Raw genomic sequence first — 13,607 nt, 5'->3', positions numbered from 1 at the left:
AAGACGCCCATTCGTTTCGGAACCCGGCCGCACCATGGAAAAAACCAGCGACAGCAACGGCAAACAGAAAGTCCGCTCCGCCGAAGTCGGCACCGACATCCTCAAGGCTCTGGCCGAGCTGTCGCCGTCCACTTCGTTGTCGCGTCTGGCCGAACATGTGCAGATGCCAGCGAGCAAGGTTCATCGCTATCTGCAAGCGTTGATTGCTTCAGGATTCGCCGAGCAGAACACCGCTACCAACCATTACGGGCTCGGCCGCGAAGCCTTGCGTGTAGGCCTGGCCGCACTCAACAGTATGGACGTGCTGAAAGTCGCCGCCCTGCCGTTGGCCGAACTGCGCGACGAACTCAACGAAACCTGCTTTCTGGCGGTGTGGGGCAATCAGGGCGCGACCGTGGTGCATATCGAACCGGCGGTGCGCGCGGTGACGGTGGTGACGCAACTGGGTTCAGTGTTGCCACTGCTCAGTTCATCGACTGGACTGGTGTTCAGCGCCTACTTGCCCCATCGGGAAACCGATGAGTTGCGCGAGCAGGAAATTGCCGCTGTGGATCATCCATTGAAGGATGAAAAAACCTACGCAACCCTGTGCGAACAGATCCGCGAACGCGGTCTGCATCATGTGCATGGCCTGCTGATGCCGGGTGTGGATGCGTTGTCCGCCCCGGTGTTCAACGCCGTCGGCCAGGTCGCCGCCGTGTTGACCATCGTTGGCCCCACTTCATTGTTCCACGCCGACGAAAACGGCCCGGCGGCGCAGCGGTTGCTGGCGGCGACGCGGGCCGTGAGTTGGCGGATGGGTTATGAACCTCTGCAGGCCTGAACGGCGCCAATCGAGCGAGTAACGAGGGCCGTTACTCGCGCAGTTTCATCTGTCAGTTGAGCAGACGAGTGGTGCTGTTCACGACCGCAGGAGGTGCGGTGATTGCTGTCACGTAGTTGATGCTGACTTCAACACCGGTGACGCCTGCCATCACATCGGCGAAATCCCTGACGCTCGATAGCAGAGCAATCGGGTTCACGGGCGTGCCGATCGCCGCCACTTTGCCAACGTACAACAGAATCGCCCCTCGCCACGCCGATGCAAAGTGTGCGTTCGCAGCCTCATCGGAGCCCTGACTGGAAGCCACAATGCCCAGCACAACCGACTGAGTAATGCGCAGTACGGTCAGTGCCAGGCCAAGTGGCGCAATAAACATCGAAGCTACATCCAGGGCAAATTCGGCCAGTACCCTCACATCCTTCCACAGCGCTTCCAGATAACTGCTCGTCTGAAAATCCACATCAGCGACGAGTTGCCCGATTTTAGCCAGGTACTCCTGTTTGAAAGCCAGTACTGGATAACTGTTGGTCAATTCCGGAGTGCTGGTCGCTACCGGGTTCGAGTCCCAGTAGGTGTCCAGGAGGTTTTCCACCGCCTGCTGATGTTCCAGACGAGCGAGGCTCAAGACCTTTTTGTTGAAGGTCACGCTTTTCAATCGACCTGCAAGTTCCTGGACAGGGAAGAAATCCTTGCCATCAGGCGTATCGGGAATATAGACAAAAAACTCATCACGCCCGCTGACTTTGCGCCCAAAAACGTAAGCCCCGACAAGGGCGCGTCCCCTGAGAGTGAACTCGTAAACGCCAATGCCCGGCTTCCCACCCGTGGTGATGATGCCCTGACGAGGCAGATCGCGATCAAATCCGTTAATGAGTCCCTGCAACCAGCTGAATTGGTCGAGGGAGAGCTCGCCTTTGATTTTCTGAATCAACGCGGTCCGGAGCATTTCATTTTGTTTTGTTTTTCGATACAGACTTGCTTTCAAGTCAATGTCGGACGCATTGAGGAATTTATCTTTCAGATATTGAAGATACTTTTCACCGGGCCTCAGATCGATCAGATCATTGATAACTCTGGCATTCAGTTGGGCAATGGGCTGTCCGGTAAACGTCCAGAAGGTGGCCTGTCTGAGTTGCTCTCGCAAATTTTCAATACCGGCCAATTGAGGGTTCACCCAGGTGAAAAATTTCTCGAACGCACTTACGTCACTGCGCCACTTTTGCCACTGAATAAACAGATCGGTCAGGCTGATCTTCGAGTCTGCGTGAAATTTGACCCATACCTCGTCAGGATTAATGTCCACAGATAAACCTGTCCGGGCAAAATACTGCTTCAGCTCCTTCTTCACCAAATGGCAGGCAAACTGTTTGAACGGCTCGACCGCCAGCATTTCCCGGGAATGATGATGAATAGCCTTGAAATCAGCGTTCAGACGATTGAGTAGGTGCTGATCGCTCGAGCTGGCCTTTCTGTACCATTGAGGGGTGGCAGCCTCGGTTTGATCGATACTCCACAAGATGTGATTTTGAACGGCTCCGAACAAAGGCTCCGCTTCGGGTAAATCGACCAACTTAATCTTCGACCACCACCATTCATTCAGTACCGCAAATGGTTTTAGACTCAGATAATCACTTTGCATCTGCGCACTGTCGCTGGCATGTGCCTGACTCAGCAAGTACGCCCAGGTTTCAGCCTTGGCCGCCCATTGCGCCAACTTTTGCTGCAGGCTTTTCAGGTCGGTGAACTCAAACCACTCCTGCCCGGCTGGCGAACCCGGTATATGCAGGACATGCGCGCTGCGATCGGCTGCCACACCTTTCCTGCGATAAACCAGCAAACCATTGAAAGGCTTGAACCAGTGTTTGAGCGCCACGCCCAGCGTTTCAATGGACGTATCGCCGAGGTTATAACCCATCACCAATTTATGAGCTGAAGGTCCCACGTGTTTCTGCAGAATCGCCGCGAACAGGGTCAGCGCTGTTTTACGGCTAAGGACCAATCGCAGCGACTCGGTAACTTCGGCTTGCGAATACAGAAGACGTTGAGCCGTGGTATAGGCAACACGAACGTCCAACGACTTGATGGCACGCAGGATGTTCGATGGACTCAACTTTGGCAGACTGGAGGGGACCTCCGGAACGATCTGATATTGACCTGCCAGATCATGAGCACCTTGCATAAAGGCCTGAGTCAGCGTTTTGCGCTCGGTGAGTTCCACCTTTTTTCCATCCGCCAGAGGCACGGTATGGGTGACTTTCACGAATACAGTGTCCGGGTCGATACGCTCATCTTTACCCGGCGATATGAAGTCCTCTACGGCCAACCGCGCGTAGTCTTTCAGCGAAGCAACTCCGTGAGTGACCTCATGAAGTTTGACTTCGGCTTCAAGCAGCTCTTTTTGCAGGGAAACATACACTTCCTGATTGACATCGGAAGTGCTTTTCAACCATTGCGGCCAAGCATTCCGCTCGACATGCTTAATCAGTTGTACCTGGCGTTTTCTGGCCTGACGATTCAAATCGGGCAACGATTGTGCGGCCTCTACGGCGACAACAATTTTATCAAACTCCGAGTCTGGCTTGCCGACGGATTCTAGATACCCAGTGATGTCGCTGTACATCGTCTGAATCCGCTTATCAACGAATCTCTCAAACAAATTCGCACGAACTTTCAAAAAACGAATAGCAGGGACGTAGGCGAACCCAACGCGTTCACTGAGCGACAGCGTTTGCAGAAACTCTTCCTGAGTTTCCGCGGAGCCCAGTCGGCTCAACAACGCTTGTTCAAGCTTCCAAATGGAAGAAAACAATTCGAGACCACGATTCGCGCAGTAGAGTACGACAGCGCCCTGCTCACCGGGAATCAACTGCTCATAGACAGGGGTTGTAAGGGGCAATACAAACATCGCGTTCTGCTCGATGTATTTGCCATTCTGACCTTCAATGAAAACCCCGTAACAAGTACCGGTCAGACTGGGTTGTACGGTCGTACTGATCAGCGCGCTTTGTTGCTGAGTAATGACCCCTTGAATCGTCAGCGCCTCCAACTCACGAGCGAAAAGGCTAGCCTCGAGCACACCTAAAGCAGACTTTCGCGATAACTGAGGATAAGCCCCATCTGCTTTTTGAACGGTCGGGTTTTCCCAGTACTGCCGCACAGCCGCCGTGTAATCAACCGCCAGTTTCTTCAGCAAATCTGCTACTGATTTTTCAATAGCCGAGATCGGGACTTGCGTAAGAATGTCTTCACGGCTGGTAAAATTCGGGTGATCGAATACACCATAATCATTGACATCATAGTTTGGCGGCCGACCACTTTGCAGGCACTCAAGCGCGATATCCAGCAACCGCCCGACCGGCTGTTTATTTTTCGGTTTGGCGCCCGCCACGACATTGACGAACAGGCTGCTCAGCCGCACACCTTCGGATACCTTCCATAACGCCTCACGCAAAGTGTCCTGCACCACCACTGAAAATGACGGAACACGCTTCAATTCCTGCGAGATACTTTCCAGGGCTTTCCCCACTTCACGCAGACTTTGGCTTTCGGCTTCTTTATTAATTTCCATAATGGAATCTCTATCAGCTTGATAATGACAAGTGACCAATTACAACTTGCCTCGCCAAATCAAGCTAATTCAGATCCAGAACAAAAAGATACCCACCGCACTGTTTCCAACAGTGTTTAATTACAACACCAACAACCCCCTAAGTTACAACTACAAACATCTAACAACCTCAAACCTACATCAAACCCAATGTTCTGGCCCTGGCCACCGCATGCGTTCTACGCATCACCCCCAATTTTATATAGATCCTTCGGACATGAGTTTTAACGGTATGCAATGAAAGGAAAAGTTTTTCTGCGATTTGTTGATTGGAATCACCTGCCGCAATCAACACCAAGACTTGTAACTCTCGCTGACTCAGTGAACTTTCAGCTTCAGATTCGGCTACAACTTGCTGCTTTTCCTCCAGCACATTTGTCCGATCAAATATGTTCGGCGAGCGCAGGGTGACCTGGCGTATCAGCAATTGCGCCTCCGAGCGCCGGACGATCTTCAACGCACATTCCACATGCTCAACCACCCGTAACGACTCGCTGTGCAGCAATGCCACTTCGGCGAGGGCAAAATGCAACTCCGCCTCAAGTGTCTGCGCCCCGCACTTGCGGGCTTTATCCAGCAACATCTGAAGTTGCTCCGGGAGATCACTACCGCGTTGCAAAGATGCCGTGGCCAATATCAGCAAATACTGGATACGCGCTATCAGTTGAACCGTCGCCGGAGGCGCCTGCAACGCGTTCGGCGGTTGATAGTGGCGCAGCACCCGGCTCAACGCCTCATGTGCCAACTGCGCCCGCCCCTGCTGCAGCCAGATCTGGCTACTGACCTGTAACAACACACCACGGTAAACCGTGTCTGGAATCCTGCGCTGCTGCATCAACCGCTCGGCCTCGTGCAAGCGCTCGAATGCTTGCGTGTATTCACAGTGGTTGGCCGCTATCTGCGCCAGCCCCAGATAGCCGAACAACACCCGTTTATCGTGACTGCGCAGACAATCCTCCAGGCCACGTTTGAACAGAACGGCGGCTTGCTCCTCCAGCCCCATGACCAACGCCAATCGACCACGACGCAGGGCGATACGACCGAGCAGCGGCGATGGCCGCTCAGCGCGCTGGCCAAGTAACTGCTCAATGCTCAGTAGCAGGTTGTCAGCGCGGGCTGGAGCACCACGCTGCTCAAGCAACTGCGCGTGATCAAGTTCCAGCAAGCCTTCAAACAGCAAGGAGCCTTGTGCCCGCGCCAGACACAACGCTTCGCGACTGATGGTGTGCGCTTGTTCGAGTTCATCGCAGAGCAAGGCTTGTTGAGTCAGCCCTGACAGGCACAGCAGCCTTGTGGCCCAGGCATCGCCATCGAGCGCTTCCAGAGCTTGCTGAAAGAGTTCGCGCGCAGGCGTCATACGCCCCTGCAAATGCATCAGCCAGCCTTGTTGTGCTTGCCAGCGTGCAATCAGTTGTCGTTCCAGTGCCGCTGAAGGTTGCGGCATGAACCTCGCCAGGTGCGCGATGCACTGCGTGGCCTGTTCAAAACGGCCGGCAAACAAAAGAGCTGCGGTAATCAGCCCAACCAACTGCGGTGATCCCAAGGTCACTCCTTCGCCCTGAGATTCATGCAGGCGCAACAACAGCACCACCGTTTGCTCTTCAAAAAGATGCTCGAAGTTGAAGTGCTGCAACAGACTCACTGCCGTTTCGACTTCTTCGGCAAGCAGCGCCTGCTCGAAAGCCGAGCGCCAATCCCCGGCAGCGGCGAACCATTGGCATGCCCGACGATGCCATGAGCGGGCCGCAGGCCAGCGCTCATCGCGCATCACTTGAGCCAAAGGTGCAAAGATCTGCAACCACTGGGACGAGTCATTCCATGGTTCGATAAAGCAACCCAGCGTTTGCAGGGTGCGCAGGTAGTCCGCGCCTTCTCCGGCACCGAACAGGTGCTCACACAACTCAGCATTGAAGCGCGGCAGATTCGCCAGTACCCGCCAGACCTCGGCCAACTCCGGCGTCAGGCCGCTGAACAGTTCGTGCTGCAAATAATCCAGCAGCGTTTCCACCCTTTGCTGCGGCTGAAGGGTTTGCGACCAGTCGCATTTTTGCAGCAGCGCCATGCGCACCCCGGCGCACCAGCCACCGGTTCGATGAACAATCCGCGCGGCCACACTGGCAGCCTGCTCCGCTGACAGGTGTTTTAACGCCTGGGCGATTTCTTCCGGGGTCAGCGCCAGCGTCGCGCTTTCGCATTCAAACAATTCGTCGTCCAGCAGCAACCGTGGCCAATTGCACTGGGGGCGTCGACGCGCGCCGATCCACCAGATCAATGCCGGGCTGCTGAGCGCCAGCAAGCGGTCCAACAATGCATCGAGAGCCGGGTCGGGGAGCCGACAATAGTCGTCGATAAACAGCCAGGTGGGCGCTGACCAGCGTGCCAGTGCCGCCGCCAATTGCGCCTCATCCATTGCTGCCAGCCCCAATGCCAGACTCAGCCGCTGACAGAACTCCTCCGTACTCAACGACACGCCCATCAGTGGCAGCCAGTGCACCACACAGTGTGCCGGTGCCTGTGACAAGCATTCGGAGAGCAACGCGCTTTTGCCACTGCCGGGCGGCGCGCAGATCAGCCTGATCCGCGCCACCGATGTCAGTAGAGGCTCACTCAGTCGAGGGCGAAGTTGATGATGGGAAGATAGTCTGGGCAAGAATCCGGGGCGATCCAGACAGGCAGTCATAGCGGTCATCGGGTGAGCCTTTTTATCGTTGTGCCCTCACCCTAGCCCTCTCCCCTGCACTTGTTGACGAGTATTCAGCGCGCTGATTGGTGTCCATAAAAAAGGCGACCGAGCGGTCGCCTTTTGCCTCGCTTGTGTATCACAACCGTTACCGCACGCCCTCTGCGCGCAAGGCCGCTGGCGTGTAGTCGGCAGCCTTGGCTTCGAAGCCGAACTCGAAACTGTGCTTCTCTTCGTTCTTCATTCCAAGGGCAATGTAGCGACCGGCAATGATGTCGTAGAGCGCTTCCAGTGTGTAGGCCTGCGCCTGGTGATCGTAGTAATACTGAGCGTGACCTTCGGCGACACGCCACAGTTGCCCGCGACCGTCGTAGTGGTCCGCCAGCGCCACTTGCCAGCTGTCTTCATCGATGTACATGTGACGCTTGGCATAGATGTGCCGCTCGCTCGGCTTGACCGTGCCGATCACTTCCCAGACGCGGTGCAGTTCGTAGCGGGTCAGGTCCTGATTGATATGCCCGGCCTTGACGATGTCGTCGTACTTGAGCTTCGGCGAATCGAGTTTGTAGCTGTTGTACGGGATGTACATTTCCTTCTTGCCGACCAGTTTCCAGTCGTAGCGATCCGGAGCGCCGGAGAACATGTCGAAGTTGTCCGACGTGCGCAGGCCATCGGCGGCGGTGCCCGGGCCGTCATAGGCCACTTGCGGCGCCCGACGCACGCGGCGCTGGCCGGCATTGTAGATCCACGCCAGACGCGGTTCCTTCACCTGATCGAGGGTTTCGTGGACCAGCAGCACGTTACCGGCCAGACGTGCCGGCGCCGTTACCGACTGTTTGAAGAAAGTCAGCACATTGGCGGCTTTTTCCGGATCGAGATCCTTCATCAGTTGCGGCACGGCGATCTCTTCTTCGAAGCGGATCGGCGTGTAGCTGCCGTTGGTCTGCGGGGTCACCTGGGTGATGATGCGCCGCAGGTTACCGCCGTGATACCGGGTGATGTGGTTCCACAACACCTCAACGCCAGTCTTCGGAATCGGGAAGGCGTAGTAGCGGTTGCCTGTGAAATTGGCCAGGCCATTACCATCGTTAATGCTGGTGACATTGAGCGCGCTGCGTTTGGCCGACTCATAGATTTCCGCTGGCACGGCGACCGTGCGGTGAGTCGGATAGACCGGGATCTTGTAGGTTTCCGGGTAGCGTTTGAACATCGCCACCTGCCCGTCCGAGAGCTTGTCCTTGTACTTGTCGACGTTGGAAGCAGTGATGGTGAACAGCGGTTTTTCATTGGCAAACGGGTCGGCGAGGAAGCCTTTGCTGTCCACCGCCCCGGCGTTTTTCGGGATGCCGCCGGTCCATGCCGGTATCGAACCGTCAGCATTGCCGGCCTTCTCGGCGCCGAGCGGCGTGAGGCTGGTGCCGAGTTTGTTGGCCTCCTCCGGCGACACCGCAGCCATCACGTTGGCCGCCAGCAGACTCAGGGCCAGCACACCACATTGCAGAATCATTTTGCGCATTGCATTCATCCTTCTCGGGCAGATCAGAAGTTCACGCCGAAGCTCAGAGCGACGAAGTCACGGTCTTCGAGGACGTTGTAGTCGCCACCGAAAAAGTCGGTGTAACTGAGGCTCGCGGTATAGGTGTTGCGGTAGTCGGCATCGACGCCGACGCTGATCGCTTTCGCACCTTCGTTGAACAGGCCGTTGGGGCCATAACCGGCGACGTCATGCGACCACGACAGGTTGGGTTTGAAGTTGACCCCGCCGATCACGTTGGCGTAATCGAGGATCGCCCGGGCACGGTAGCCCCACGAGGTCGAGGTGACGAAACCGTCGGTATCACCACCGAAACCGTATTGGCCGTATACCGAGTCGCGGCCATAACGCAGCTCGCTGCGCGACTCCAGGCCACCGACATGCACCACCGCAGCTTCGCCGACCACGGTCAGGCGTTCCGCGCCCAACACCTGATCGAAAAAGTGCGTGAGGGTGCTCTGGATTTGCGTGACTTCCTTGCGCCGATAGCCTTTGTTGTCCGCCCCCGGGGTGGTGGCGACCGGCGAAGCAGCGCCACCGGCAATCGGATTGAGCAGCGCTAGCGTCAGGTCATTGGTGTTGACCTGTACCGGTGCATTCGGGCGGTAGCTGATCTCGCCAGTCCATGCCGTGCCGGTCGGCAATGTGGTGGAGAAACTCGCGCCGTAGAGGCGAATGTCTTCCGGGTACTCAAGGTAGTAACCACCGCGCCCGAGCATCACGCTCTGCGCCAGGCCGGAACCGCTGCCGGGTGCCAGGCCATTGGCGATCCCGACCATGCCCGGCAATGCCGCCAGCGTCGACAGGCCAGCCGTGGTAGTGCCAACCGTTGGCGTGCGGCTGTGGTAGTTCATGAAATACAGGCCATATTCGGTGTCGTCACCGAGCCAGCGCAATGCCGTGCCCCACTGCCCGGAATCCCGCGCATCGCGGTCGCCGCCACGGGGGATCACCACGCCTTCGCGAGTCACCTGAATGCCTTGGCCAAAAGCCTGGGTCAGCGGGACAAACGGTGCGATTGCCGGGTTGCCAACGGTGTAGCCGTTGTTGCAACCGTCCGCCGCCACATCGACACCGAAGAAGGTGCCGCAGTTGTCGAGAACGGTCTGGTCCCATTCCAGTTGATAGAACCCTTCGACGGTCAGTTGATCGGTCAGGCCTTGGGAGCCAAACAGCATGTTGACCGGAATCAGGCCTTCCTTGATCTCCGCTCCGGGGCGACGAAACGCCGAAACGTCGATCGGGTTGATGCTGTTGATCGAGTTACCGATGAAGGTACTTTCGCCCCAGCTCACGACCTGCTTGCCCGCGCGCACGGTGCCCGGCAGATCGGCAATGGAATAGTTGTGATAGACGAATGCATCGAGAATTTGTGCGCCGGAGGACTTCGCACCTTCCTTGCGTCCGCTGTCGCTGATCGGCTTGAACTCGCGGTCTTCGTCCTTCAGCTCGAAGTCATACCAGTACTTGCCACGCACGAAGACACCGGTGTCGCCGTACTTGAGTTCAAGATCGTGAATACCTTTGAAGATCTTCGAGAAGGTCTCGCCCTTCTTGAAATTCAAACGCCCGTCATCACCGGTCGAGGATTGCCCGGTCCCGCCATTGACCGTGCCGACCAGCGACTTGTCGGCATCGCGCATGCCCCAGCTCGCACCGATCGACAGCGACGAGTCGAAGGTGCCCTCGATCTCGCCAATGTTGAACGCAACCGCGTGCGCCTGGGCGCAGCAACCCAAAGCCACCGCGGCGGCCAGCGCCTGCGGTGTGAAGATGGCGCGCATTGTTGTTTTTGTCATGCGTCTTCCCCGGTGAGTGACAGAAGGCCCCACCCTACTGCCGGGCAACCGCGTCGATAAGCGCACCAAGGAGGTATTCGTGTTGTCGCTCGAAAGGATGAATGGCCTTTAACGACGGGGCTTTGCGCCGTTCATGGATCGGCTGGATGGAAGATCATCAGTGCCGCGCATGGTGCACATCAGCACATGGGACTGTTACGTGCCCCGCAACAGTGCATGTCCGGAATTGGTATTTTTCCTACGTGGTCAACACCTTATTCTGAACGCGCTTTCACGGGACACTCCGCAAAGCGCGCAGCACTGGCCTTTGAGCGACTCAGGCCATTGCTGACAGATTTCAGATGAATCGAAGACTTCGGTTTATCGCCCCGGTGTTCACTGACGTTGATTTGTAGCTCCTTGATCCAACGTCTTACCTTGGCCGCTGCGTTTGCAGCGGCCTTTTTTTATGGGCGTTGAAAAAGTATTCCCTACTGCCTGCAAACACCTTCCGAGAACGACGTAGGACCTTTCCTGCGTCGCAGAAGAATTCTCCCTGCCTTGTTATTAGCCTGCGAAAACCCTCTCGAAACAACGCCCTGTTACTTACGGGTTTCTCAGATTCTGTAACCGCAAGTCTGATGTAACTTGAAACACCTCAACCCCTCGCTGGTGACACGGACGTCACTATCGGCCGCGCTAACTTGCCAGCGAGTTATCACGCACATTCAAAAGGACATGAATATGCAAAGACCTCCATTCTTAGAACTGGACGAAACACGTATCGAGGCACCCGCCCCCGATAATTACGAGCCATTCAAAGAAAGCAATGTGGGTTACACCTACAGTGGAACGTTCGGACCTGCCGGCGCCAATGCGCAAACCCGCCAATTGATGTTCGAGACGCAAACCACCGTTGAACAAGAGTTCAACGCAAAATCCGTCTCAATACCTCAGTCCATCGAAGTGGAACTGGCGGCAATCAGACTGGAAGACCCGACAAATCCTCTTCCGCCCGCAGCTGCACTGGCCCGCGAAGTGGGCGTCAGAAATACGCTGATTCACCGCAAGAGCGCAGAGTTTCAGAGGCAGACCGCGATCGCAAACCGCTTTTTTGGCAGCGATCCGCTGGGGAAAACCTTCCAGGATTACCTGAATCAGGCTTCCGCTATCCGCCGAACCAGCGGCGCGGGGGCCAGGAGTAGAGCGTTGTGGAGCGAGTCCTTCCGAGCGGCTCACGAAGCGCGTTTGCTTGGCCAGACACTGGCGCTTCTCAACCAGCAACAGGCCGACGTACTCAATTGGCTGGCCACCGTGCAGGCTCAGGATCAAGCTCAGGCGGCAGCGGCTGAGACCCAGCGTTTGGCTGCAGAACACGCACGGGTCGCAGCCGAACAGCAACGACACAGAGAAGCTGCAGAAGCAACACGTCGAGAGCAGGAGCAGATTCGCATACGTGAACAGACACGACTGGCTGGATTGGCGGAAAAACAACGTCAGGAAGCCGAAATCGCACGAATCAAGGCTGAGGATGAAGCACGGGAAAAAGCACGAATCGCGGCATTGTTGAGCGCGGAGGCCGAAGCAAAGGCAAAGGCCAAAGCCAAGGCGATCGCCAAAGCCAGGGCCATAGCCAAAGCCAAAGCCGCGAAACGTGCGTTTGCCGCCGAGCAGGCACGTCTGCAAGCAGAAATGGAGCAGCGTATCGAGGCGTTACAACGGCAGGAGCGCCTGGCACCAGAAGTCCAGCATGTTTACCCGGCTTCAGGCGCAACGGCTTCAACCGGTCCGGAGTTGTCCTTTGCCTCACACACCACTCGTCTTTCTCCAGCAACATCATCCGCAATTCTCAAGGGGCTGCGGGCAGGATTACAGACCCTGAAAGCGGCAGGATCTGTGTTGATCAGCGGTCCGGCACTGGTAGGTTTCGCTGCTTTGCTCGCGCCTTCGCGCCTGGGCAACGGCGAGCGCTTTTCCATGAGTGTTCCCTTGGCCGAATTGTCGCCGGAGTCTGCACAAACACTGCGCGAAATATCAGATCGGCAAAGCACACTGGAGCTGCCCGTAGGCTTGGGTGTGAGGCCACTGGGTGCGGGCACGGAGGTATTCGTCGCCACCAGCGATGACTTCCATATCCGTTCGAGTGTGCTGGTTCTGAACGCGGCATATGACTTGCTGAATGATGTTTATGAGGTAGCGCTGCCAGATTCGCCGACGGATTTTCTGACCTGGACGCCGGCTATCTCGCCGGGTAACAGCTCGACTGTATCGCCCATTGCCGAGACTGATGCGCCAGCCTATTCCGGCGCTCCTATTGTTCCGATTGAAGGACGGCTGGACCTCAATCCGATCCTTGTCGAAGGTTGGGAACGATTCGTCATCGTGTTCCCCGATGACTCGGGGATTGCGCCACTTTATGTGGTGTTCAGCAGTCCGTACGGGGGTGTCGAGGACGGGGAACACAGCGGGCGAGATTTCAACCCCGAAGAAACAGGTTTACCGGTTACAAGCTCGGACTGGGTACCGTCGATCATCGCAAAAAACGGAATTGATATCGTGAAGCTACACACTTCAAAGTTCCCAGATTCTGATGCAAATAAAATAATGATCGATCGTCTAGAACGAATTTTTCGAGGAGAACTAGAGGTAACCGATACCGACAAACGCTTCTACACTCATGAGATCAGAGAGTTCGAAAGGCTTAAAGCCTTGGGATATGGCGACACGGAGATGCCCGATAAAGACTCTTCCGTATGGAACAACGTCCACACTGCAACACTGGAGGATTACAAGCTTAAAGATGATCCAACGTTGTTATATACGCCAGAGGCGCTGGAAGCTGCAAGGCGGCAAGAAGAGCGTGAGTACCAGAAGTTGCTTAAGGAGATGTGGTAATGAATACCATTGAGCAAATTGTGAAAAATGAACCATTGGATGACATCGTCACCGTATTTTCACTGTTCAAACCAAATCCGCACCTGGACATGATGATCAGACAATACAACCGAGATTTGATCAGTCAATATGGAGCCCTTGAGGATGCCTACAAACGACTCATTGCGTCCGGAGTACTGGCACACGGGGATAAAGGCTTAGCTATTAAAGGCCCCAACTGGAAGGCCCCAAAATTCATGACTGAAAAACGATACGCTTAATGGGGTGTGGCCACCAAGCCCAAGTTTGGT

7 protein-coding genes are annotated in these 13,607 nt (G+C 56.1%); 3 read left to right on the top strand and 4 right to left on the bottom strand.

All coding sequences use genetic code 11. From position 1 onward, the window contains the following. The first annotated feature begins 34 nt into the window (after positions 1-34). Positions 35-823, top strand: coding sequence for an IclR family transcriptional regulator (locus AB4O11_RS13170; RefSeq protein ID WP_095125413.1), 789 nt, complete (start codon positions 35-37; stop codon positions 821-823). Positions 824-875: 52 nt separating this feature from the next. Here AB4O11_RS13170 and AB4O11_RS13165 read toward each other — a convergent pair whose 3' ends face one another. The 4 genes from AB4O11_RS13165 to AB4O11_RS13150 all read right to left on the bottom strand — a co-directional run bounded on the left by AB4O11_RS13165 (position 876) and on the right by AB4O11_RS13150 (position 10,443). Next, a complete protein-coding gene (locus AB4O11_RS13165; protein WP_460130833.1) occupies positions 876-4,391 on the bottom strand; it encodes a dermonecrotic toxin domain-containing protein in 3,516 nt (1,171 codons plus the stop codon). 175 nt (positions 4,392-4,566) lie between these two features. Next, on the bottom strand, positions 4,567-7,119 hold the full coding sequence (locus tag AB4O11_RS13160) for a LuxR C-terminal-related transcriptional regulator (RefSeq protein ID WP_460089901.1): 2,553 nt from the start codon (positions 7,117-7,119) through the stop codon (positions 4,567-4,569). Positions 7,120-7,258: 139 nt separating this feature from the next. After that, a complete protein-coding gene (locus AB4O11_RS13155) occupies positions 7,259-8,626 on the bottom strand; it encodes a DUF1329 domain-containing protein (protein WP_095125410.1) in 1,368 nt (455 codons plus the stop codon). A 23-nt stretch (positions 8,627-8,649) separates the two neighbouring features. Next, positions 8,650-10,443: a DUF1302 domain-containing protein gene (locus tag AB4O11_RS13150; RefSeq protein ID WP_093436084.1), complete on the bottom strand. Its 1,794-nt coding sequence runs from the start codon at positions 10,441-10,443 to the stop codon at positions 8,650-8,652. A 723-nt stretch (positions 10,444-11,166) separates the two neighbouring features. Here AB4O11_RS13150 and AB4O11_RS13145 point away from each other — a divergent pair. Further along, positions 11,167-13,317 carry an S-type pyocin domain-containing protein gene (locus tag AB4O11_RS13145; protein ID WP_460130830.1) on the top strand — a complete coding sequence of 717 codons (2,151 nt, stop codon included), beginning with the start codon at positions 11,167-11,169 and terminating at the stop codon, positions 13,315-13,317. Further along, positions 13,317-13,577, top strand: coding sequence for a hypothetical protein (locus tag AB4O11_RS13140; RefSeq protein WP_007914225.1), 261 nt, complete (start codon positions 13,317-13,319; stop codon positions 13,575-13,577). Before AB4O11_RS13145 ends, AB4O11_RS13140 begins: the two co-directional genes overlap by 1 nt. The last annotated feature ends 30 nt before the right edge of the window (positions 13,578-13,607 follow it).

This window comes from Pseudomonas sp. H1_D05 (assembly GCF_054682705.1).
The sequence above is the reverse complement of the archived record's forward strand: the minus strand, read 5'-3'. Positions and strand labels throughout refer to the sequence as shown.

What these genes read in the sequence shown, in the direction of transcription:
- AB4O11_RS13165 (WP_460130833.1), bottom strand. Translation starts at nt 4,391, where the DNA reads ATGGAAATTAATAAAGAAGCCGAAAGCCAAAGTCTGCGTGAAGTGGGG.
- AB4O11_RS13155 (WP_095125410.1), bottom strand. Translation starts at nt 8,626, where the DNA reads ATGCGCAAAATGATTCTGCAATGTGGTGTGCTGGCCCTGAGTCTGCTG.
- AB4O11_RS13160 (WP_460089901.1), bottom strand. Translation starts at nt 7,119, where the DNA reads ATGACCGCTATGACTGCCTGTCTGGATCGCCCCGGATTCTTGCCCAGA.
- AB4O11_RS13140 (WP_007914225.1), top strand. Translation starts at nt 13,317, where the DNA reads ATGAATACCATTGAGCAAATTGTGAAAAATGAACCATTGGATGACATC.
- AB4O11_RS13150 (WP_093436084.1), bottom strand. Translation starts at nt 10,443, where the DNA reads ATGACAAAAACAACAATGCGCGCCATCTTCACACCGCAGGCGCTGGCC.
- AB4O11_RS13170 (WP_095125413.1), top strand. Translation starts at nt 35, where the DNA reads ATGGAAAAAACCAGCGACAGCAACGGCAAACAGAAAGTCCGCTCCGCC.
- AB4O11_RS13145 (WP_460130830.1), top strand. Translation starts at nt 11,167, where the DNA reads ATGCAAAGACCTCCATTCTTAGAACTGGACGAAACACGTATCGAGGCA.